The sequence below is a fragment of the Halostagnicola alkaliphila genome, assembly GCF_055379965.1.
Genome location: NZ_AP043824.1, coordinates 303,535 through 325,603, shown reverse-complemented (window position 1 = coordinate 325,603; position 22,069 = coordinate 303,535). Strand labels below are relative to the sequence as shown.

18 protein-coding genes are annotated in these 22,069 nt (G+C 56.7%); 2 read left to right on the top strand and 16 right to left on the bottom strand.

What is annotated here, in order from left to right; genetic code table 11:
- Nucleotides 1-85: 85 nt before the first annotated feature.
- The 4 genes from ACZ5C7_RS01330 to ACZ5C7_RS01315 all read right to left on the bottom strand — a co-directional run bounded on the left by ACZ5C7_RS01330 (nt 86) and on the right by ACZ5C7_RS01315 (nt 5,815).
- Nucleotides 86-1,216, bottom strand: a complete 1,131-nt coding sequence (locus ACZ5C7_RS01330; protein WP_464374594.1) for a glycosyltransferase — start codon at nt 1,214-1,216, stop codon at nt 86-88.
- Between the two features lie 15 nt (nt 1,217-1,231).
- Nucleotides 1,232-2,395, bottom strand: a complete 1,164-nt coding sequence (locus tag ACZ5C7_RS01325) for a glycosyltransferase family 2 protein (protein WP_464374593.1) — start codon at nt 2,393-2,395, stop codon at nt 1,232-1,234.
- Nucleotides 2,396-2,589: 194 nt separating this feature from the next.
- Nucleotides 2,590-4,047 (bottom strand): sugar transferase, encoded by a 1,458-nt coding sequence (locus ACZ5C7_RS01320; RefSeq protein ID WP_464374592.1) that lies wholly within the window; start codon nt 4,045-4,047, stop codon nt 2,590-2,592.
- A gap of 337 nt (nt 4,048-4,384) precedes the next feature.
- Nucleotides 4,385-5,815 carry an O-antigen ligase family protein gene (locus ACZ5C7_RS01315; protein ID WP_464374591.1) on the bottom strand — a complete coding sequence of 477 codons (1,431 nt, stop codon included), beginning with the start codon at nt 5,813-5,815 and terminating at the stop codon, nt 4,385-4,387.
- Nucleotides 5,816-6,412: 597 nt separating this feature from the next.
- On the opposite strand from ACZ5C7_RS01315, the gene ACZ5C7_RS01310 reads away from it, so the two are divergent.
- Nucleotides 6,413-7,345, top strand: coding sequence for an NAD-dependent epimerase/dehydratase family protein (locus ACZ5C7_RS01310; protein WP_464374779.1), 933 nt, complete (start codon nt 6,413-6,415; stop codon nt 7,343-7,345).
- Nucleotides 7,346-7,419: 74 nt separating this feature from the next.
- On the opposite strand, the gene ACZ5C7_RS01305 is transcribed toward ACZ5C7_RS01310, so the two are convergent.
- Complete coding sequence (locus ACZ5C7_RS01305) at nt 7,420-7,566, bottom strand: DUF7563 family protein (RefSeq protein WP_459890885.1); 147 nt, start codon at nt 7,564-7,566, stop codon at nt 7,420-7,422.
- A gap of 1,205 nt (nt 7,567-8,771) precedes the next feature.
- Nucleotides 8,772-9,143, bottom strand: coding sequence for a hypothetical protein (locus ACZ5C7_RS01300; RefSeq protein ID WP_464374590.1), 372 nt, complete (start codon nt 9,141-9,143; stop codon nt 8,772-8,774).
- 437 nt (nt 9,144-9,580) lie between these two features.
- Here ACZ5C7_RS01300 and dpsA point away from each other — a divergent pair, with 437 nt between their 5' ends.
- A complete protein-coding gene (gene dpsA, locus ACZ5C7_RS01295; RefSeq protein ID WP_464374778.1) occupies nt 9,581-10,126 on the top strand; it encodes a DNA starvation/stationary phase protection protein DpsA in 546 nt (181 codons plus the stop codon).
- Nucleotides 10,127-10,470: 344 nt separating this feature from the next.
- Here dpsA and ACZ5C7_RS01290 read toward each other — a convergent pair whose 3' ends face one another.
- The 10 genes from ACZ5C7_RS01290 to ACZ5C7_RS01245 all read right to left on the bottom strand — a co-directional run bounded on the left by ACZ5C7_RS01290 (nt 10,471) and on the right by ACZ5C7_RS01245 (nt 21,801).
- The gene (locus ACZ5C7_RS01290) at nt 10,471-10,887 is read right to left on the bottom strand and encodes a metal-dependent transcriptional regulator (protein ID WP_464374589.1); all 417 of its coding nucleotides are present in this window, start codon (nt 10,885-10,887) and stop codon (nt 10,471-10,473) included.
- The gene (locus ACZ5C7_RS01285) at nt 10,884-11,690 is read right to left on the bottom strand and encodes a DUF7260 family protein (RefSeq protein ID WP_464374588.1); all 807 of its coding nucleotides are present in this window, start codon (nt 11,688-11,690) and stop codon (nt 10,884-10,886) included. Before ACZ5C7_RS01285 ends, ACZ5C7_RS01290 begins: the two co-directional genes overlap by 4 nt.
- A gap of 466 nt (nt 11,691-12,156) precedes the next feature.
- The gene (locus tag ACZ5C7_RS01280; RefSeq protein ID WP_464374587.1) at nt 12,157-13,092 is read right to left on the bottom strand and encodes an NAD(P)/FAD-dependent oxidoreductase; all 936 of its coding nucleotides are present in this window, start codon (nt 13,090-13,092) and stop codon (nt 12,157-12,159) included.
- A gap of 2 nt (nt 13,093-13,094) precedes the next feature.
- A complete protein-coding gene (locus ACZ5C7_RS01275; protein WP_464374586.1) occupies nt 13,095-14,225 on the bottom strand; it encodes an ABC transporter substrate-binding protein in 1,131 nt (376 codons plus the stop codon).
- 2 nt (nt 14,226-14,227) lie between these two features.
- Entirely contained in the window at nt 14,228-15,424 is a 1,197-nt protein-coding gene (locus ACZ5C7_RS01270) for an ABC transporter substrate-binding protein (RefSeq protein ID WP_464374585.1), read from the bottom strand.
- A gap of 477 nt (nt 15,425-15,901) precedes the next feature.
- Entirely contained in the window at nt 15,902-17,089 is a 1,188-nt protein-coding gene (locus tag ACZ5C7_RS01265) for an ABC transporter substrate-binding protein (RefSeq protein WP_464374584.1), read from the bottom strand.
- Between the two features lie 2 nt (nt 17,090-17,091).
- Nucleotides 17,092-18,252 (bottom strand): ABC transporter substrate-binding protein, encoded by a 1,161-nt coding sequence (locus ACZ5C7_RS01260; protein ID WP_464374583.1) that lies wholly within the window; start codon nt 18,250-18,252, stop codon nt 17,092-17,094.
- Between the two features lie 370 nt (nt 18,253-18,622).
- Nucleotides 18,623-19,576: an FAD-dependent oxidoreductase gene (locus ACZ5C7_RS01255; protein ID WP_464374582.1), complete on the bottom strand. Its 954-nt coding sequence runs from the start codon at nt 19,574-19,576 to the stop codon at nt 18,623-18,625.
- Nucleotides 19,576-20,724, bottom strand: a complete 1,149-nt coding sequence (locus ACZ5C7_RS01250) for an ABC transporter substrate-binding protein (protein WP_464374581.1) — start codon at nt 20,722-20,724, stop codon at nt 19,576-19,578. The genes ACZ5C7_RS01255 and ACZ5C7_RS01250 overlap by 1 nt, the downstream gene beginning before the upstream one ends.
- Nucleotides 20,725-20,790: 66 nt before the next feature.
- Nucleotides 20,791-21,801: a HEAT repeat domain-containing protein gene (locus ACZ5C7_RS01245; protein ID WP_464374580.1), complete on the bottom strand. Its 1,011-nt coding sequence runs from the start codon at nt 21,799-21,801 to the stop codon at nt 20,791-20,793.
- Nucleotides 21,802-22,069 lie beyond the last annotated feature (268 nt).

Sequence of the window (22,069 nt, the reverse complement as noted above, 5' to 3'; positions counted from 1 at the left end):
CACCGGGACCGATACTCGATCGCGCACAGTTCACCATTTCCAACTGGGGTCAGTACTTGCCGAACTCGGTTCGTTCGACCAGAAACTACGTGTCGACCAGATACTGGTACGCGTGTAGCAAACGGTCTTTTTCGACCTCCCAACTGAACTCCGAGGTGACGCTTTCGCGAGCGGCATCTCCCATTCGCTGTCGGCGACGATCGTCCTCGAGGAGGTCAGCGATCGGACCGACGGCCGCATCGAGGCGATCCTCGGACACCGTGAGACAGTAGTCGTCGTCGAAAACGCGCTCGAGGGAGGCGACCTCGGTCGAGACGACTGGCAACTCGCAGTACATATATTCGAAAAACTTCGTCGGCACGTTCCGTTCGAACCGTTCCTCGTCGACGAGGAGAAGGCCGATATCGGCGAGCGAGAGGTACGAGAAGATATCGTCGTAATCGACGTAGCCGAAGAGACGGACGGAGTCGGTGATCCCCTCCCGGTGCATGAACGCCCTCGCTTCGCGTTCGATTTCGTCGTCCTGGAACGGTCCGATGAGCCACAAGCTAACATCCAGGCCAGCCTCCCGCAACCGTGCTGTGGTCTGTAACATGTTCAGCAATCCACGCTCGCGATCCAGTCCACCGACGTACGCCAGGACGTAGTCGGTCGAACGTTCGACGTCGATGTCGCGAATGTCAATATCGTTCGTTCGAGGCAAGTTGCGGACCGTCGTGACAGGGACACTGTGTTTCGTCTTGAGTTTCCGAGCCGTCGACTCGTCCGCCGTCACGACCATATCCAACAGTTGGATTGCTTTCGATTGGAGTTTCGGGAAGAGCGTCGTGAGGGTCGGTTTGACCGCGTCGGGTATCCACTCACGTACCCGGATGGCGTCCGTGTAGTCTTCGTGGACATCGTAGACGACCTTCGCTGTAGTAGTTCGTGAGAGGAGTATCCCGATGGGGAGGAGTTCCGGGTCGTGAAAGTGGTATACGTCCGCATCTATACGTTTTGCCGTTCGATAAAGGGACGGCAGATTCTGCCAGCGCTCGCGTCGGGAGTCAACATCTCCGACCGACCGAACGCGGATGCCATTTCGGGTCGTCGATTCCTCGTGATGGGCGAGCAGCGTCGTTCGATACCCCTCCGCGGAGAGCGACCGCAGTTGCTTGTGAAAGATTCGGGGATCGAACGGATAGTGAACCGATGTGAGATGAACAGCGTGTGTCATTGGAGTGAGAGCGTGTTAGTTCGTTTTTCGAGTGGCGGTATCCCAGGTCACGATATTCTGTCCGGCGACGAAGTTCCAGAGGCCGACCAACATTCCGTAATTCGACGTAAGGAAGTAGTACGGGATGTAGGTGACGATCGGATTCAAGAGCCCCATTCGATCGTGAATAGCGCCGACCGCCGCCAGCGAGTAGAATAGGAGCTGTGCTCCTAACAAAGCGACATAAACCGGGCTTGCCGAAACGAGAACGAGTCCCAGGTTAGAGACGATAGCACCCGCCAGAAGGATCGGAGAAAGCCATCGGAGAATTTTGTGGGAGAACAGTTGGAGCGAAAAGAGCGGATACGAAACCGGGTTTAGAAGGCGTCCAAATTTTGCGATGGTGTGCCACGAACGCGTTACGATCCGACTCCGACGGCTGAGTTCCTCTTCAACCTGTTCGGCCGTACTCTCCCAGGCTATTGCATCTTTCGCGTACACTGCTTTTTCCCCGTTGCTAACGATAGCTAACGGTTCGGCGAAGTCGCTGATCGTATCCCTCGAGAGCGGGACGTACGAGCTGTTGCGAACGGCGTAAATGGCACCGTTTCCGGCAACCGTCGAGTGAATCGTTGACTCGAGTTGTTTGATCGCGGATTCGTACTTCCAGTAGAACGATTCCCCCTCGACATCACTCGAATCACGGTACTTGAGTTCGCCGACGACACAGCCGACATCCGACTCGAACCCGCGGACGAGCTCCATGATCGCGTCGGGTTCGTACATGCTGTTTGCATCCGAAAAGGCGATGATTTCTTCGTCCAGTCGTTCAGCGACTCTGTTCTGGCATTCAGTTTTGCCAACGCGGCCCTCGATCCGGATCAATTCCACTCCCTCGTCTTCGTACGAGCGAACGATTTCGTCCGTTCGATCGGACGACGCATCCGAGAAGACGACGATAGAGAATCGATCGGTCGGATAGTCGAGCTCGAGACTGTTTTCGATTTTCTCGGCGATCACCGCTTCCTCGTTGTACGCAGCGATCACGAGAGCCACCGACGGAAGCTCGTCCGGCTCGGTCCGGTCCGTCTCCGACGTGAGGAAAACCCAGACGAACAGGAACGCGGGGTAAAGGAAATATGTCCATAGCAACAGTACCACCGACGCGATGAGCGCTACTAGTAGTGTACTTTCAATCATCTGTCTCTCGTCGCACTCGTTGTTCCCGAATCGATAACCCTGTCGCGGAGAGGTACTCTCCCCAACGTCGCTCGGTTGGGAAGATCAGTAGTCCACTCCAGCAGTACATCCATTTTTACAAGCGTCATATCCACCAGTACATCCGCTTTGCAAGCGGTGTCGTGTCCATCGCTATACCCGTTAGCGCAACGTCGTCATTTCGGACTCGAATCCTTGTCGATATTGTCACCCATCCGATTCGATACTAGCTCGATCACGTCTTTGAGGACCGACGTCACTTGCAGTACGACGAGCTTTACGTCCAGCCCGAGCGATTGACGCTGGGCGTACTCGAGATCGTACTCGAGTTTTTTCTCGGGCTGAAAGCCGGTAACGTCGTTGACCTGCGCGATACCGGTCAGACCGGGCTTTACGAACCAGCGTTTGGACCAATCGACGTCGTCGGCCGCAATCTCGCGGTCGATTTCCGGGCGCTCCGGCCGCGGGCCGACGACGCTCATTTCGCCGCTGAGGATCGAGAACAGCTGCGGAATCTCGTCCATGTGGGTCTTTCGAAGGATGCGTCCGACTCGCGTAACGCGCGGATCAACGCCGCCGGCATCCTCCTCGCTCAATTGAGCCCCGTTGGTCTCCGCGTTCGTAACCATACTCCGGAATTTCGCGAGCGTAAAGGTTTCTCCAAGTGCAGCGGACCTCGTCTGATTGTACAACACCGGCCCGGGAGAATCCAACTTGATCGCGACTGCGATGAGCAAGATTAGCGGCGCCAACACGATCACTCCAACGGTCGCGAACGCCAGATCGAACGCCCGCTTGGCAACCCGACTGTACCACGGCCACGGTTCGATTTCGGCCCGCACCAACTCGGTACCGACTTCCTCGCCGTCGAGGACTTGGTCCGCGATCGACTCGTGAACGAGGGCGTCGACACCCTGGTCACGACAGGTTCGCAACACGCCAAAACACTCCTCACGATCGGCGTGAGAAAACGCGAGCGTGACGGTGTCGATATCGCGCTGTTTGAGGACGTGCTCGAGCCTCGAGAGTCCGCTCAGTCGATCGACGCCGGATATCGAGTCGATCCGGTCGGCTGCGGACAGCCCGCCGTCGGTTGCGACGACCGTCTCCGGAGTGTTCTCGATCGACGGCGTCGAATGCGTTATCTCGACAGCCCGGTCGATCTGGAGCGGCGAGAGGAAGCCGATCGGCGCGACCGGAAGCGACTGAATAGCCGACTCGATCAAGGAGGGGTCGTCGCCAACGACCACCACTCGTCGGGGATTCGCGCGACGCTGGCGTCTCCCGTACCAAATCGGCAACGTTACGCCGAGAAGTACACCAAGCAGAATCGTCGTCTGGAGTGGAGGTGCGGCGGTAATCCCAACGGATCCCAGACTTGCGAGGACGAGACAGGCGACCACGACCTGTTGTCCTGTTTGTCTAACCAGCGTTCTCACCGATCGCGGGCGCGGGACGTACAATGGTGCAAGCGTTATCCCGACGACTACACCGACAAGCACCACCGAGATCGCCTGATCGGTCGTAAGTGTCATCGGCGTTCCGGTCAGGTAGCTTCCAACGAGCCCAGCCACGAGTGCGAGCAGTACCGTTCCACCGGCGGTTACTCCACCGTGCTTCCAACGAAATACCATTCAACAAATTTAATTTGGGTTTGATTATATTAAAGCTTGTGTGATGGTCCAGTTCAATTGTAGTGGAGACAAATATCTACTCGGGAATCAATTATCTAATGGGTCGAAGCTAGCATTTCGGCACGATTAATAGACTGTTTAGCGCCGTCATTGGTACGAGTTCTCGATCCGATAACGGTTCGACTCAGGCGCCGTCTTCCGGATGCAGAAGGCTCCAGATCCGACCCATAGTAACAAACATGACAGGTGTGGTCGCGAGTACAACGCCGTCCAGTGGGGCGAACAATTCCAGTAACGCAACGGAAACGTGAGCCGTTCTGGCGTTGACTCCAGCGGTTCAATTCGATCGAACCCCCTGGAGGAGATATCCGATCGCTAGCGTCGCGATCACGGCACCTATCGACCACTGAAAGAGCGTATAGGATTCGAACAGCTGATGTACAGCCCAGCCGATTGCAAACGCGAGCATCGCGACGTTGACATCGCGGAAATTGATCAGACCAGCCACGATGCTCCCGCCAATGATACCCAAATACGCGAGACTCCCGATGATTCCTGTCTGGACGAGTACCGAAAGATACGAGTTGTGCGGCGACGCCGAGAGATCGCTAGGAAGGTACGGTTCAATAGCGTTACTCGGTGCGAGATTTCCGTGTCCCAATAGCAACGGACCGTCACGGACCGCAGCAAGACTCGCGCGCCAGAGTTCGAATCTGTTCGTTGCGGAGATATCGATAACGTTCGTGTACATTCCGGCGAGCAATCCGCAGACGCCGAGAGAGCCTGCGATAACCATTATCGGAACGGTAATTCGACCACCAATGGCGTACACCGCGTAGATCGCCGCGGTGACTGCCGCGGCGAGCATTGCCGCTCGAGCGTTCGATAAGAACAGTCCGAGACCGCAGATTCCCGTGAGACCGAGGGCGATGATCGAACCGAGTGGTCGACGGGCGACGATGGAGCGATGGAACTCGACGAACGCAGCGACAAAGCCAGCAAAGGAAAGTAAACCGAAGGAGTTCGGGTTCGGAAAGATCGAACGAAGCGTCGTGGCGTCGGTTTCGATCCCCGGAACCGACGGGGTGTCCGTCCACTGTTGGATCTCGAAAATCCACACCGTGTAGTCGCCGACGGCGTAGGTAACCAGACCCGCCAGTACGACGACTGCCGCCAGACGAGACAGAAACCAGATGAACACTCGTTCGGGAACGAGTTTCGGGATCACGAACAGGCTACTTCCCATCACGATCATCGCCCACAACGGCCACCGAGCCTGCGCACTTGTGGGGTGAAACGCAAGGGTTCGAAGAACGTAGATACCTGTGAAAACCACGAAGCAGCCAAACACGGTCCATTCGGCGATCGTAAATTCTCTCGGGTCGCTGACGACGAGCATGAAGGTAATAATGAGCAAAAATGCCCCGATGACTGCAGGCGTTCGGTACCGGCCGAAACCGAAGCCCGTCGAAACAGCCTGATAAATGATGGCCAAGATAACGAGGGTGAAGCCGAGCGCTGTGAGAATGCCCGACTGGATGGTTTCGGGGTCTTGGAAGGCTTCCACGGAGTAACGACAGCCGAGAACACCACCGAGGAAGACACAAGAACCCGCGAGATACCACGCTGGTACCGAGGTAGTCGCGTGTGCGAGAATAACCAAAACTAGGTGAACCCCGAACAGTCCATAGATCGCTCCGTTCATGAGCCGATCGATGCTCCAATCTGGAGCAAGGAGCACCGTCGGTTCTCGTTCGGTTGTACTCACAGGTCTACTAATCAGCGGTATCAATAAATATCTACCCCAATAGCTTCGCACGCGAGCGCACATGAAATAAGACCGCGTGCAGAAATCGTCGGCCGACCGGCGTTCGTCGATCCGCCGGGAAACGATTTCAGTAGTTTTTGGCGAATTAAGAGTTATACCGTCCGTTGAGGAGAGTGTCGATATCGGCCCTGAATCAGTTCCTAAGGCAGTTGCAGCAATTACAACGGTACCTCCGTAAACATCGAATCGCTGTTTGAGTTGTATACACAGCAACGTTTCCTCGAACGGTGACGTCCCCGCTATTTCGCGAGGGTGAACTAACAACGAGTTCACGGCCCCAAACGCCAATATCGAACACGAGTTCCATCGACGAATCCGAACAAACGATTAGTTCTCATATAATGACGTGTTCAGTTACGATCGTGGTGGATCAGAAACCGATCCACCCGACGGAACGGAGACGAAATCGTAATGGCCACACGGACCGTCGCTCAACTAATCGCTCGACGCGATTCGACGCACATCGGAGTATCCGAAACGCAACGAACCCGAACGCGAACCAGAAAACTCACGTACGATGCGTTGCTACTGATTGCTATGCAACCCGGAGCGGTTACTGACGAGACGATTCTCATTACGGGTGGAGCCGGATTTATCGGAAGTCACCTCGCGAAAGCGCTTGTTTCGGACAACGACGTTCGGGTGCTCGATAATCTGACGAACGGACGGCGAGCGAACGTCCCCGACGAAGCGACGTTTTTCGAGGGGGATCTCCTCGACGAAGACGCGCTTGCCAACGCAACCGACGGCGTCGACCTAATATTCCACGAGGCCGCCCTCGTGAGCGTCAAAAGTTCGGTCGAGGATCCGTTGACGAGCCACGAGATCAACACCAGGGGAACGCTGAATCTGCTCGAGGCCGCTCGAAAATCGGACGCGAGGGTCGTACTCGCCTCGAGTGCCGCGATCTACGGTCAGCCGGAGCACGTCCCCATCTCGGAGGGCGACCCGAAATCGCCGACCTCCCCGTACGGACTCGATAAATTAACGATCGATCATTACGCTCGACAGTACCACGATTTGTACGGGCTCAAAACCGTTTCACTACGGTATTTCAACGCCTACGGCCCGGGTCAGACGGCCGGCGACTACAGCGGCGTAATCAGCATTTTCTGCGACCAGGCCGAACGGAACGATCCGGTCACGGTCCACGGCGACGGCAAACAGACGCGTGACTTCGTCTATATCGACGATCTGGTTCAGGCGAATCTGCGCGCGGCCACGACCGACGCTGTCGGAACAGCCTACAATATTGGTACCGGAACCAGCGTCACCGTTCGAGAACTCGCCGAGGTGATCATCGAGGTAACCGACTCACACTCTGAGGTTATCCACACTGAGGGGCGAAACGGTGATATTCGTCACAGCAAAGCAGATATTACCGCGGCTCGAGCCGATCTCGAATACGAGCCGAGCGTCTCGCTTCGCGAGGGCCTAAAGCGAACCGCTGAGTGGATTCGAGAGGAGTAGCAGACGGGCGACAATACACCCTCCGAACGCGTTATCAGCACGACGATCGTTAACGTACGCCCACGATTATTTCATTACTCGGTCAACTTCGAGCCGGCACCATTGAGCATGTCAGTCTGATTTTGGCAGTTCGAACACCCCTGTAACGACCCGTCGTTTGCCGAAAAGACGCGCCGATATCGATCTGTTACGTGTGCACCACAGTTGTCACAGTAAGCCATGTTCAGTAATTTTTACTAGTGGACCCCGTTCATATACAGTTGTCGGTATATGAATTACGGGTAGCTGTGAGTCAGCCCCGGGTGTAACCACGTGATGAGAATAAACCGAGGAACCAGCTATTCGGGGCGAACGACCGAAACGATCTCACCGCCACATCGCTACCGTTTTCGGTGCTCCTACCCACGAATATAGTTACAAGAACTACAAGTTAGTGTTTAAGACGGTGCTAAACACCTATACGAGCGTTTCCTGCCTAGTAATGGCTCTACGCACACTGTGGGAATGAGGCAACTGAACGTTTCAATGAGAGGCGCTTTTTTATATTTACAGTATCGAACGGAGGACGTGATACCGACTCGCAGATATATTACACTCATATGGTTGTAAACAAGATTGCTTGTACCTGTGACGATGAAAACAGATAGCGGAGTCCAAACGTTCGGGTCAGCGAAAACCCATCACAGCGTCGGGATCTCACAGATGAGGAATACATCACAGGAAGAACGGGTATGTGCTCAATTCAGACGGTTTACAAAGGAGTCATCAATGGCTTCGAAAGGTAGTACCACCAACCGGTAGCGATGTCTCTAAGCCGATAACCAGTAAAATATTTTTCCCATTCAATATGCAGGACATGGGAGATCGATTAACAGCTCATCGAGGGCTGAAAATACTCGAGAACGGAAAATGAAAAAGTCTTACTGAGCAGATAAAGGGTACTCAAAGGACGATTTGACAGAGCTGAGCTGGTCGACGGCTCGAGTTTGATAAGCAACACGAGAAGGAGGGAATGAGTACGTTCAACCGTCAATACAAGCAATATTGAATAGTCAGCGTTGGCAGACAGTGCTGGATAAGACTATACCGATAGCTCACATGATGAAAAGCCACAGCCTCTGCTAATTTAGGTGCAAAATCGTGTAATCGAAGAACGTAAACACTGTAGCAGTCAACACCAATAGAAATATTAGACAACGGATGATCAATCGAACAGACGAACGGGACTCAAATTGAGTTTGAGAAAATATATTTGATTGACTGTTTCCGATTCAGTCATCGTGTTGCTCGGCGATGACCTGAGCCGAAACTCACTCCCAAAGGCGTCCGCTGTTCAGCGAACGCGGATGGGAAGGCGAACGGAACTGATCGCCGCGAAACCAAATCCGATACCGAGCAGAATTATCGAATCGAACTCGTCCGTCAACTATCGAGAGTCGTTTTCGGTATCGGTCGCTTCGCCGATCAGTTCCGAGAGCTTCTCCTGGATGATCGATTCGAACATCTGCTCTGTCAACCCGTGCTGAACGTCAACGGTTAGCATCACGTCACAGTCGTCGACGATTTCTGGGGCCCACTTGCCCGCCGCGAGCTTCGATTCTTCCGTCACGACTGCTTCGCCGTTTTCGATGTCGATGAACGCGGTAACAGTATTCCAGAGATCAACTCGAGCGGTACTTGCTTCCTCGTAGAGTCCCGATAGCCGCGTTTGTTCGATTGGATCCGATTGGACTTCCTCACGCAGGTCCTCGAGAGCTTCGACGGACTGTGAAGAGTCGATTGGCTCGTCGTTTTTCATCGTCCACACCTCCTCGCTGACGATTTGGTACTCATGCGATCGTTCGAGTTTATCAATCCAAACGTAAGTGCCTCACCCTTTGATGCCCAGTGAAAGCTGGCTCATCCCCACCCCATCATCTCACCATCGTGTGAAAACGGCGATCAGTGCGAGCGTGGGAATGTTTCGGTTGTGAGAACCTGTGGAAGCGAGTCAGACAGACAAACAGCGAGGTGTACCAACTCTCGAGTGGACAACCCCGAAGCTCACCCGGGACAGTCGGCGGAGGCGGAGACCGATGACACTCGAGAAGAGATTACTGCAGCGTCGAGTGACCAATCTGATGGAACGACCACTTCGTGTCTGGAACCGGTGAAACAGCCGTCTATTTTAGGCCATGTGAAAAATTGTAAGGGATTTGAAGATCTATCCTGGTGCAAGACCGAGCAGTAGCTGTGATAAACACACAGAAAACGATTCGTCAAAAGGCAGCGGCCGTCGAAGAAAACGCGCTCAGACTCGATTCGGAAAAGGCGAGCCAGATCATCGACGCTCTGAACACCGATCTTGCGGATGCGTACGTTCTATATCACCAACTCCACAAGCACCACTGGAACGTCGAAGGGGCCGAATTCCTCGAGATTCACGTGTTCCTTCAGGAAGTCTACGAGGACGTTGAAATCGCCGCGGACGATCTTGCCGAACGGCTTCAGGCGCTTGGCGGCGTTCCACACGCGAGCATGATGACCCTCGCTGAGAACGCCACGGTCGAACCGGAAGCCGAGGACGTCTACGATATCCGGACGTCACTCGCAAACGATCTCGACATGATGGGCGACATTATCGATAGCTACCGCCAGCACATCGAACTCGCGGAAGGCCTCGGCGACTACGCGAACGGTGACATGCTCCGCGACCAACTCGAGACGATCGAAGAACACACCCACCACATCGAACACTACCTCGAAGACGACACGCTGGTTCTCGAATCTGCGACGAACTGATTGGCCTCTCTGCTGACTCTGACCGCGACAGGAACGAACCGGTTGAACGACCGATTTGATCCAGAACTTATTGATTGACGTCGATGGTCGTATCGCTGGCAATCCATCCATCTGTATTTCCTGACTCGAGAAACACCGCCTTCTCCGGACAGCTCTCACAGATCGATATTTCAGGCCTCGCTGGTTCGTTTGTCGTCTCTCGGGGCGAATCAGAAGACCGGGTGGTGTCTGGCATCGCCAGTATTTAGGCGTGCCTAAATTAAAAAGTGTGTTGTTTGAGTGCTCAAAATCAACCACGGATGATCGGACCACGTGGCCCCGTTCCGATGGGAGATCATCGTGGTTCAGGATCGGTCCGAAAACGTCGATAACGACGACTCATCATCGGCCAGTATCCCATTGTCGGGCTGGTCGAGAACCGTTTCGACGAGTCGGTCAGTAATCACAGCACTCACGCTCCCTGCGAGTTCGGCCGCTTCTTTTTCGGGCTCGTCGACCTCGAGCACAGCACGAAAAAACTGCAAGAGAACTTCGTATTTCTCATACAGATCACCGGCTGCGTCTCGTCCTTCGTCTGTGAGTGTCACGCCGTGGTACGGTTCGTACGTAAGCAACCCCTTGGCCTCGAGTCGCTGTAACATTTCTGTCGTCGCCGCCGGAGAGCGGTTCAGTTTCTTGCCGACAGTTCCCGGCGATATCGGCTCCTGTTCGCTCTGGGCCGCCATGTAGACGACGAGTAGGTAGCGAGAGCGGTGAGTCATACGCGTCGAGTGAGTTGGTCACGAACCGTTCGTTCTCGAGCTGTACAGAGATCGGTGAGACGGACGGCAGTCGACAAAACCGGATAGGACGTCGGGAGTTCTCGATACAGATATCCAGTCAGCACCGAATGAGAGAGGCTACATCCTTGCTCCCCGTGTATCGTTCCGTGAAGGGTCTCCTGCCGTTCGCGAACGATCGCCTCGCAACGAGAACGGTGTGCGGAAAGCGTCTCGTGTCGATCGCAAAGCGCGCCGAACTCGAGCGTAAGAAGCGATGGCTCGGGTACTGTATCAGCGTAATCGACAGTCGTTTCGAAGCGCTCCACCGCGGCGGCAACCGACTGGCCCTCGGTGTTGAGCGCACGGTCCATCGTCTCGAGTTCGACTTTTCGGCGTCCAACGGCGGAACAGATTGCACCTTTCATCTCGGCGGTAAATCCGCTCGATGTCGGCGGCGACAGAGCGATTGAGATTTCTGTCCCCAGCTCTGCTTCGATCAGTTCGGGAAGCGGCGCCGTCTCATCGATATCGGCGACACTCTGAGGCCGGATGATCCGCGTGAAAAGCTCCCGAATACGATCTAATTCGGCTGTCTCGTTTGCGTTCCGTTTCAGTAATCGCGCGTCAGAGACTGTACGACGATCCCACTGGGAGATTTCTGTGGATGCGTCGACTGACGCGACAGGGTCCAGTTCGCGGACACGGGCCTCGAACCGGTCGTACGCGGTTAACGTACCGGTGACGTCCGTTCGTTCCTCGTTGACTCGATCGAGTGCGTGGTAAATCGAGGGAGATATCGTCACGAACGACCACCTCGGGAACGGACAGGCCACCGTGAGAGACCCGGGGTGTCCGCCGCGATCCGCCGGGGGCGTGCCGACGGATGATCGAACCGTTCAGCCGAGGTCATACGTTCCCGTTAACGGTAGCTCCAACCCGTTGCCGAACGACAAGCTGGGAATCTTCTATCGCTTCACTGAAAATATCCGAAGACAGCTGTGTTGTGGCGCGCTTGGAACGGAAGAGCTTGTGAACGGGTCTCCGATGACGATATCGTCCGCGATAGACAGTTCTGTTCTGAACCCCTGTCACCTCGCCCCTGACAGGACGGTTCTGCGTATGATCGTGAACGAGTGAACTAGCGCCCATATTTTTAGGTCAGCCTAAAACATAATAGTATTTTCGGGCTTTCGGTAAGCCTAAAATGTAGCGTTCTCAGTTCGAACCGGTGGGCTAGGAAGACGTCGAGTTCACTCTCGACCGAATGGGTTATGCTGAATCGAGTGCATCGAGCTCTTCGCCCTCGACGTACTCCAAAATTTCGCGATCATCCAACGCGTCCAGAACTCGCTCGGTTCCGAGCGTCTCGAGGAGTCGACGAGTTCCGCGCTCTGATCTTTCCTCAACGTCCTCCTCGGAAACGCGCGTCTCGAACGCCCCGTCGATATACCGCTCGCGAAGTTCGACGAATCGTTCGTCCTCCATATCGTGATCGTCGGCGACCTCGTTCTCGAACCACTCTCGCCAGCGGTCGCGACCGCCCCACTCACCCGAGAACTCCGCGTCCCGACGGAGCCAGTCGTAGTGTTCGGTAACGCCGTCGGGATACCCCCGTTCACGCCGGCGATCCTCGAGCACGCACCGTCCGACGTGTGCACCGTGGCCGGCGGCGACGATGGCCTGCACGCTCCGCTCGCCAGCCGGTGAGGCGACGTATAGCCCGTCTATCGGCGTTCGTCCGTCCGCATCGGGATAGTCCGGATCGAAGTGTTCGTGCTCGTTACCGTCGTGGTCGTGGCGTTCGAACATCGCGTCGCCGCCGAGCGGTCGGAGGTACTCACCGTCGTACCACGCAGCCGCAACGACCGTCTCGGCAGTGACGCTTTGACCGTCCTGTGTCTCGACGACGAACGCCGAGTCGTCTTCGGCTCGATCGACGGATTCGACCAAATCCGAGACGATATCGCAACCGGCCTCCTTCGCGTGACCGTGTATCAGATCGTAGAAGGCGTCGATGTCGATACCTGCGGGAAAGCCGAGATAGTTCTCGAGGTACGCACACCGGCGGAGCGCCGCGTTTCCCCGGTCGAAAATGGCGGTCTCGAGGCCGTACCGGGCGGTGAACACCCCCGTTGCACAGCCCGAGGGACCTCCCCCGACGACGATAACGTCGTAATCGGTCGATCCGGAAGCGTCACCGACCATATTCAAAGCACCCCGTTGACTATATCCGCCACTCGTTGTCGGTCGAACAACCGTTCGTCGCCGAACTCGTCGGGATAAAGCCCCTGTGCAGCTCGCTCGAGCTGGAAGAGGTGAATAATCGGCCCCTGATACGTTAGCCCGCCGTAGAAAACCCGGTCGTTCTGAACTGCTCGAAGTTCGCTCGCGATGCTGTGGGTTTGCAGGTGCGAGTTGATTTCCTGTTCGAAGTACTCCGCTGTGATTTCACCCTGGAGCCTGATCGCGATGGCATCCGGATCGGTCTCGAACAAAGTTTCGTAATCGATCGTCCCTCCACCCGCCTGTGCGTCCGTGATGTCGTTCTGTGCCAGCGCATCGTCGACCTTCAGGTCGTTCCAGTGTTTGGACTGCGTGCCGGATCCGATGCGATACGGATAAAACGACTCGGGAGGAACGTTCTCGGGGTAGAGAATCGCGACAGTGGGAGACTCATCCGGGAGCCGCTCCCGAACGCCCTCGAGAATCTCGTCGTGGTACTGCTCGAACGCCTCGTACCGTTCCCGTTCCTGGAAGAGCCGTGCGATTTTCTCGAAGGCTTCGTACATGGAGTACTCGGCGTAATCGTGCCACCCGTAGGCACTCGTGTAGGTCGTGTTTCCGACGAACGGAGCGACGTGTTCGCCAACCTCGTCGACGTCGTCTTGGCTCCACTGCAATCGATTGACCACGAAGTTGGGATCGATGATGTGGACGTCCGCGTCGAGTTCGTAGAAGATTTCTTTGCCGGTTCCTTCCTGCCAGAGCTCCGTGAGATCGCCCTTGTTGACGGAAACTCCGGGTAACTCTTCGTATAAATGGGACCCGAAACGGGCACGAACGCCGATCGCGGAAAGTCCCTCCCCTTGTCCGAGTGCGACACCCATGTCGGCATAATCCCCCGTGTACGAGAACCACGTTTCGGGAACTGCCTCGAGTTCGACCGACCCAACCGGTTCCATCTCTACCGAATACGTCTCCGCAGGTGAGTCCGCCGGCTCGGACTCGGTACCGTTGATACAACCGGCGAACAATCCGCTTCCAGCGATCGCGCCGCCGTACTTGATGTAGGTTCGTCGAGTCGGTTCCTCGAGTCGATTTGCGTCGGAACTCGTCATTCTCAGAAATCCCCGTTGACCACGTCTGCGACGTACTCGCGATTGAACAGCTGTTCGTCCTCGGGTACCTCGGGATACGTGTCCCCGCCGTATCCCGGCCACTCGCCGAACTGGTCCGGATACAGTTGTTTGGCCGCCATTTCGAGCTGGAAGAGGTTCATGATCGGCCCCTGTATCGGATTCCCCGACACGTAGACGCGATCGTCCTCGACGGCAGTGAACTGGCTAGCGACCGAATGATCCTCGAGCGTTTGACGAACAGTGGCCACGTCGTAGGACGCAATTCCGAACCGATGCAGGAGGACATCTGGGTCGATCTCGAGCATCATCTCGTAATCGTACGCCGTCTCGTACGTCACGTCCTCAGCTGCGAAGGCATCGTGAACCCCGAGTGGACGGAGATCGGCAGTTGCGAATCCTGGGGCGTTCGTTTCCGACGGGTAAAACGTCTCATCCATAACGATGATCGAACCAACCGTCGGTCGCTCGTTCTCGGGTGGGAGATTCGATTGAATCGTCTGGATCACCTCATCGTGTACCCCAGAGAGCGCCTCGAATCGATCTTGGGCCCGGAAAACCGCAGCAACCTTTTCGGCTATTTCCCAGAGCGTGTAATATTGATACTCGTCCCGACACGCTTCCGGCGGCTGGGCGTGTTCGCGACTGTACGTATTTCCGAACCACGGACCGATAGTGGTTTCAATCTCTTCGACATCGGAGTGGTCCCATCCGTCCATCGACGAGACGAGACACGGATCGACGAGATGCAGATCCGAATCCAGTTCGTAGATTAATTCCTTATCGATCGTCACGCTTCCTGATCCCGTGTTGAGCTGAGCCAGTCCGCTTCCGTCGAACGAAACATCCTCGAGAACGTCGTAAAAGGCGTCCAATGCCCGTCCCTCCGCTTCGGCGTCGAATCCGAGCGAATTGATCGCATCGCCGTGCCCGTACGCGACCGCCATATCGGCGTACAACAGGCTGTAAACCATCACTTCTTCCGGAATCTCGGAGAAGGAAATCTCGCCCGTCGGAGCCATGGCGGCTGTGTACGTCTCGTTTGAATCTGTTTCCTCCTGATCCGTCCGATCGTTGTTCAGGCACCCGGCGAGTAATCCGCCGGCGACGACGGATCCACCGAATTTTAGATACTGCCGTCGCGTCGACGTTTCGTCGCGACCGGCGTTTTCGGTCGTCATGGCGAGCCACCACCAGTACGACGAAGTGCCGCAGGCTGACGATCGGAAATCGTCTCGTCGTCCTTCGTGTCTCTTTTCCACCTGGTTGTCTCGCGTCGAGCGAAGGTACGCTCCATGATTTTAGGGAGGCCTAAAATAATATAGTCGTTTCGGATTTTAGGCAGACCAAAACCTCAAGAAGACAAATAGTTGTCAGTACGAAACACCGCATCTGGACACATCGGCGGACCGATTCCACGCCGGAAAAGCCCACAGTGTGGGGACCGCCAATCGCTATCGGCCGAACGTATTTTTCGACGATGTGCCGGTTGCTCTACGAATCGACGGTACGATACACCCTCGCCGGTCACGCCCATCCGAACCGCACCGCCAAACGCTCATAGCAAACAGAGTGGGTTACCACGAACGGGTTTCAACCGGTTCCGGCGTATCAGACTCGAGTGAGGTATCTCGTCTCCAATCCCGTCTCACCACCTGTCAAAAATCTCCGTTCACGATATCGGCAACGCGTTGCCGGTCGAACAACTGTTCGTCCGCAGGAATCTCAGGATACCGCCCTTCTTCGTAGGTGGGCCACGAACCGAATTCCTCCGGGTAGAGCTGCTTTGCCGTCATCTCGAGCTGAAAGAGGTTCAGAATCGGTCCCTGGTACCGCGCACCCTGAGCGTATACGCGGTCGTTCCTGACTGCGGAAATTTCGCGGGCGACCGGATGCTCGTTGAGGCGTTCCCGAATTTCCGTCATATCGGTATCCGGGTGCATCCCGCCCAGAGAGAAGATGACAGCAGGGTCCGCCTCCATCATCGCCTCCATATCAACCGTGTCGCCGGACGAGAGCCCATCGCCGAATGCCCCCACCGGTTCGAGTGGTCTGAGATGAGCCGTCAGAAATCCGGGCGAGTTCAACGTGTAGGCGTAGATATTTTCGATATCGCTCATCCCAACCAGTACTGCAGTCGGTCGATCAACAGTCGGTGGAAGGGTTGTTTCTATAGTGTTGAGCACGTCCGCGTGGATGTCTGCAAGCGCCTGATAGCGGTCCTCCTCACGGAATACCTGTGCGACCCGCTCGAATTGGTCCCACAGCGTGTAATACCGATAACGGTCAGCCCACTCGTTCGGGGGAGATTCGTTTCTATCGCTGAATGTGTTCCCGAACCAGGGACCGATGTTGTCTCCGATTTCCTCGATATCGTCCATATCCCAGCTTCCGAGCGCAAACACGCTTGCAGGATCCGCAAGGTGAACGGCGCTGTCTAGCTCGTAGAGCTTCTCTTTGTTCGGTTCCCAGGAGGAATACAGACCTGTCCAATCCAGCGAAACGCCATCGAGGTGCGGCGTGAATTGGTTCCACAGCGCGTCGTAGTAGTCCGGCGCGTGCATTGCGTTAACGTCGTTACCCCGCCCGAGCGCGAACGCCATCCCGGCGAGGTGAGTCAGCCGCGTAAAGATTGTCTCCGGTGGCGATTCGAAGGTGACCTCGCCGACAGGGGCCATCGTCACTGTGTATCCACCTCCGTCAGAACTGTTTGTGCCGGACGAGTTCGAATCGTCGATTCCCGTACAACCGGCAACTAATCCACCGCCGACCACCACACTGCCATACCTCATGTACTCTCGACGTGTCGGCTGTCTATTCCTGTTCGTATCGGTCTGGTATGTCATTGTCAGAAGTCTCCGTTGATTATGTCCGCGATGCGCTCCCGGTCGAACAGCTCTGCGTCACCGGTTACCTCCCCGAATATCTCCGGATAGAGCTGTTTTGCCCCGCGTTCGGTTAAGAACAGGTTGTGAATCGGCCCCTGGTTGAGATACCCGCCGCGGTAGACCCGTCCGTTCCGGACGGACTCGAGGCGATTTCCGGCCGAATGCTCGCGCATATACGCGAGCACAGTGTTCCGGAAATCAGCGGCCGATTTTCGCTCGTGACCGCGGACGAGGATGACATCCGGATCGACCTCAAGTAACCACTCGTAGTCGAGATTCCCCCGTTCGGTCGTGCTCAGGTGGTCGATACCGGTTCCCTTGAGCGCATCGGTCGGCCCGAGATCGCGCCACTGTTTGGTGCTGGTCCCGCCGTCATTGAGCCGGTACGGCGAGAACGAGTCCGGCTGCTCCGTTTCGTTGTAAGTAACCAGCACGTTCGGGCGCTCTTCCTCCGGCGGGAGTTGGGCATGTATCTCCGCGATGAACTCGTCGTGCAATTCGGCGAACGCGTCGTAACGCGCTTTCGCTTGGAACACCTCGGCGATCTTCTGGAAAGCTTCATACAGCGTGTAGTACCGGTAATCGTGCCACTCGTCCGATCGACGGAAGATTAAGTTCCCGACAAACGGCCCGACCCTGTCGGCAATCTCCGCGACATCGTCGTCGTCCCAACCGAACCAGTTGATGAGTAGCTCCGGATCGTACAGGTGGACGTCACAATCCAACTCGTAAAACTCCTCTTTCGTCCGAACCTCAGGGTAGTCCTCGAGGACGCTTTGGGCGACGCCGACCCCTGGGAGTTCGTCGTAAACGTGGGTGTAATATCGGTCTCTGCCGCCGATTCCAGCCATTCCGTTTGCCCGACCGAGCGCGACCGCCATGTCTGCGTACCCGCCGTCGTAAGCTACCCATCGCTCGGGCGTCCGGTCGAACGTAACGTCGCCAGCCGGCTCCATCGAAACGGTGTACGAGTCAGTCGACTCGGAACCTCCTCCCGACGCATCGGTTACGTCTTCGCCGGTGGTACAGCCCGCAAGGAGGCTCCCGCTGACGATCGTCGCGCTGTACTTTACGTAATTCCGCCGGGTTGGCGATTCGAACTTACTACAATTACAGACCATGTATTTTAGGCTAGCCTAAACATTGATAACCGTACCGATTTTAGGCGAGCCTAAATATCCCAGAGTGACCAAAATCGTTTCAACGGGGCCCCAGACCACCACAGAAGAGGAATAGCTCAGACGGCCTGACTCTCGACTCACCTCGTGTCCGTTTATTCTCAACCGGAACGGTTCCTCTCGCACACGGAGCCGTATCAGACCGAAGACGACCTTTCACACTTTCTCAAGCGTCGACAATCGCACGCCAAAGGTCACCGAAACGGGGTCACCAACGGCAACGCTCCAGTCGAAGCGTACCCAACGATCCTCGAATCGCTCGAGCCACCAGTTCCGTGCCTACTCGACGTCGGAAGCCGTTCACCTCCCACGGTTACTCGCCGGTCCCGTCGTCCTGCTCTGTGGCAATCTTCCGTGCTTGCTCGAGAACCAACTCGTCGTCGACGTGCTCGAGGAGTCGTCGTTGGGCACGTTCGGCCCGGCGATCGATCTCGTCGCGATCAACGTACCGTTCGAGTCGCCGATCGACCTCTCGGGCTCGCAAAGTGGCAAGCCGCTTCTCGTCGAACCTGCGGTCGGGAAGACGGTCGTCGAAGTGCTCGTGTACGCGCTTTCGAACGTCGTCCTCCTCGGCCTCGAGTTCGGCCGCCTGGCGTACCCAGTCGTAGTAGTTCGTGAGTGGTTCGGGATACCCACGATCCCGGCGAACGGACTCGACGACCGCAACGCCGACTCGCGAGCCCCGCCCTGCGGCCGCAATCGCCTGGTAATCGACCGGTGATGGCGACGCGACATAGAACCCGCCAACGGGGGTCGTCCCGTCGGGTTCGGCGTACGTCTCGTCGAAACGGTCTCGCTCTTCGCCGTCGTACTCGTACGTCTCGTACATCATTTCGTCTTCGTCGAGGTCGCGCACGTACTCGCAATCGTAGCGGGTAGCCGCGACGACTCGCCTCGCAGTGACGCGACGTCCTTCCTGAGTCTCGACAACAAAACCTGTCCACTCGCATGCAGCGTTCTCTTCAGCCTCGAGACGGTCGACTGACTCGACGAAGTCCGGAACAATCTTACAACCCGCCCCCTCCGCGTGATCGTGCATCAACCCGTAGAGGGTCTCGATATCGATTCCCGCGGGAAAGCCGAGGTAGTTCTCGAGGTGAGCACACCGCTGGATGGACGACCGACCACGATCGAAGATGACCGTCTCGAGGCCGTATCGGGCGATGAAGACCCCAGCAGAACAGCCGGCTGGACCGCCGCCGACGATGGCAACGTCGTAATCGTAGTCGGCTGTCTCCCGAAACGCCGTCTCGCTCACGCTTGTCATCAGAGATCACCCTCGATGACAGCCCCAACCCGCCGTCGGTCGAACAGTTGTTCGTCCTCGTCGGCGAGCGTCTCCATCCCGTGCCACTTACCGAACGTCTCGGGGTAGAACTGCTTGGCTGCCGCCTCCGTCTGAAACAGGTTGACGATCGGGCCCTGATAGGATGCGCCGCCGCGGTACAGCCGGTCGTTCTGGACGGCGCTGAGCTGACGCCCGAGCGGGTCCTCGCGAATGATGTCCATCAGACCATCGAACTCCGCCGTTGAGACGTGCGAGAAGCCGTACTGAAACAACAGGGCATCGGGATCCACCTCGAGGAGCTGCTCGTAATCCCACTGTGCGTTGCTCCCGTCGATGTGGTCGTCGAAGGCTCCCCGCATCTCGAGGTCGCGGTACTGCTTGTGATTGTTGCCGCCTTGGACCGGATACACGTAGAACGAGCCGCCCTCGAAATCCGAGTTCACCGAGACGAGCCCGACCGAAGGCCGCTTTTCGGTCGATGGGAGGGTCGATTGGACGCGGGACAGCAAGTCGTCGTGAACTTCCCGAAGCGCCTCGAATCGCTCGCTCTCGTCGAATGCTTCGGCGACGATCTCGAAGGCCTCGTACAGCGAGTAGTACCGGTAGTCGTGCCAGTCGTCCCCGCGTCGACGGATGTAGTTCCCGAGGAAGGGGCCGACCTCGCGTGCGATCTCGTCCGTGTCCGCCTGCCCCCAGTCGTCGACGATGACCTCGAGCCAGTTGGGGTCCATCAGATGGAGATCACAGTCCAATTCATAGAACGTCTCCCTGTCTAGACCCTCGATAGCCGTGACATCATCGAGTGAAACGTCGACCCCCGGTAGATAGTCGTAAAACTCGGTCGGAACGTCAGCGGGGTTCCAGAGCCCGCGAAGCCCGTCCGCTTGACCGAGCGCGATACCCATGTCGCCGTACGTACTCAGAAAGGCGAGCCAGGTTTCGGGCACTTCCTCGAACGCGACCTCGCCCATCGGGGCCATCGTCGTGGTATAACTCGGTGTCATCTCGGGCTCACTATCCCTCCCAGTAGTACAGCCGGCGAGTATCCCTCCACTGATCGCTACACTACCGTATGTGACGTAGTCTCGTCGGGTTAAGGCGCGTTGCGTTGTCCGGTCGTGTCCCATAATGTTTAGGCAAACCTAAAATGTGATAGTGGTTTCGGTTTTTTGGCCAGCCTAAAGCAGGACGAGTTAGTACGGCACGCCACAGCGAGGACACATCGGCGGTCTACTCTCCGGAAGGGCGAACCCACAGTGCGGACACCCCCCGTCGAGTGCCGTGATTTCGTTGACTATCCCGTCCGTTCGTTCGCGGATCGAGTCAAGCGATCCGATCCCGTCCGCAGAGTCGGACCGGTGATTCGATCCGTCAACGCCAGCCAGGGCAAAACGGGCCCGTTCAATTGTAAATGGTTCCTCGCTACTGTCAACCATAGTAGCGAGCTGTTTCTCCGGGAATGAGGGCGTGTCCGGAGCGTCCCGAATAAGCAAGCCGAGGGCCTCGGCAGCACGTCCGCGAACGTGGGGACACTCGTCATCGAGGCGAGCCGAAAGCGCGTCGATCGCTTCGGACAAGAGCTTCGGATGATCACAACCCACCGCCACGATCGCCGTACTGAGGTGATACCGAACGAGTTCGTTCTCGTCGTCGAGATGCTCCGAGAGGTCGGAGATTTGATGGCGTAACCGGCCCGGGTTCCCGAACGCGATGTATGCGAGCGCTTTGGACAGCTTTTCTTTGACCGCCGGTTCGTCGAACGACAATCCGATTCGAAGATCCGCGAGGAGTTCGGGAGTTGCGACTTCGGCTGGGTACTCTGCGGCGACGTATCCGATCGCCTCAGCCGACCGTGCCCGCACGTAATAGAATTCTTCTTCGTCTCCAAGACGGTCGGCCAAGTCGTCGACGACGCCGATGACCGAATCCGGATCCGACTTGGCCAGCGTAACGAATAGCTTCGCGGTCGTCAGCCGAACAGCCCGTTGCTCATCCGTCAAAAAATGGACGAGATCGGGAACAACAGGCGAGACAGCAGCCGTCTGTTCCGTCGCGAGCGATCGAACGTTCCGAATCAAGTCCTTTCGGCGCTCCGATTCAACGCGATGATACGCACGTAGAAGGTCACGAATGCCGTCGTATGGGCCGTCCCGAAGTCGCCGCGTTAGTTCGTCAACCGAAGGCAGATCGGAAGGGGAGTCCATAGAACTCGTTAGAGACGTCACACCGGGTGAGCAAAAACCTCAGGGTACGAACGAGTTTCCATCGGACGGACAGCTCCTTCGTATTCAGAATGTCGCCGTCTACGCAGTTGATCGGCCGTTTTCGAATCTCGTAAACGCGAATTCGCTCGACGACGTCTACCGCTTTGGCACCGATGACGAGGTTCCTCATGGGAGCCTGCGGCGAATTAATCGGCTTCAACTGTCCGCACCATCCGAAAACGGCCGTCGCGTAATTCTGGACATCTGT

What these genes read in the sequence shown, in the direction of transcription:
- ACZ5C7_RS01330 (WP_464374594.1), bottom strand. Translation starts at nt 1,216, where the DNA reads ATGACACACGCTGTTCATCTCACATCGGTTCACTATCCGTTCGATCCC.
- ACZ5C7_RS01325 (WP_464374593.1), bottom strand. Translation starts at nt 2,395, where the DNA reads ATGATTGAAAGTACACTACTAGTAGCGCTCATCGCGTCGGTGGTACTG.
- ACZ5C7_RS01320 (WP_464374592.1), bottom strand. Translation starts at nt 4,047, where the DNA reads ATGGTATTTCGTTGGAAGCACGGTGGAGTAACCGCCGGTGGAACGGTA.
- ACZ5C7_RS01310 (WP_464374779.1), top strand. Translation starts at nt 6,413, where the DNA reads ATGCAACCCGGAGCGGTTACTGACGAGACGATTCTCATTACGGGTGGA.
- ACZ5C7_RS01305 (WP_459890885.1), bottom strand. Translation starts at nt 7,566, where the DNA reads ATGGCTTACTGTGACAACTGTGGTGCACACGTAACAGATCGATATCGG.
- ACZ5C7_RS01300 (WP_464374590.1), bottom strand. Translation starts at nt 9,143, where the DNA reads ATGAAAAACGACGAGCCAATCGACTCTTCACAGTCCGTCGAAGCTCTC.
- ACZ5C7_RS01290 (WP_464374589.1), bottom strand. Translation starts at nt 10,887, where the DNA reads ATGACTCACCGCTCTCGCTACCTACTCGTCGTCTACATGGCGGCCCAG.
- ACZ5C7_RS01280 (WP_464374587.1), bottom strand. Translation starts at nt 13,092, where the DNA reads ATGGTCGGTGACGCTTCCGGATCGACCGATTACGACGTTATCGTCGTC.
- ACZ5C7_RS01275 (WP_464374586.1), bottom strand. Translation starts at nt 14,225, where the DNA reads ATGACGAGTTCCGACGCAAATCGACTCGAGGAACCGACTCGACGAACC.
- ACZ5C7_RS01270 (WP_464374585.1), bottom strand. Translation starts at nt 15,424, where the DNA reads ATGACGACCGAAAACGCCGGTCGCGACGAAACGTCGACGCGACGGCAG.
- ACZ5C7_RS01265 (WP_464374584.1), bottom strand. Translation starts at nt 17,089, where the DNA reads ATGACATACCAGACCGATACGAACAGGAATAGACAGCCGACACGTCGA.
- ACZ5C7_RS01260 (WP_464374583.1), bottom strand. Translation starts at nt 18,252, where the DNA reads ATGGTCTGTAATTGTAGTAAGTTCGAATCGCCAACCCGGCGGAATTAC.
- ACZ5C7_RS01255 (WP_464374582.1), bottom strand. Translation starts at nt 19,576, where the DNA reads ATGACAAGCGTGAGCGAGACGGCGTTTCGGGAGACAGCCGACTACGAT.
- ACZ5C7_RS01250 (WP_464374581.1), bottom strand. Translation starts at nt 20,724, where the DNA reads ATGGGACACGACCGGACAACGCAACGCGCCTTAACCCGACGAGACTAC.
- ACZ5C7_RS01245 (WP_464374580.1), bottom strand. Translation starts at nt 21,801, where the DNA reads ATGGACTCCCCTTCCGATCTGCCTTCGGTTGACGAACTAACGCGGCGA.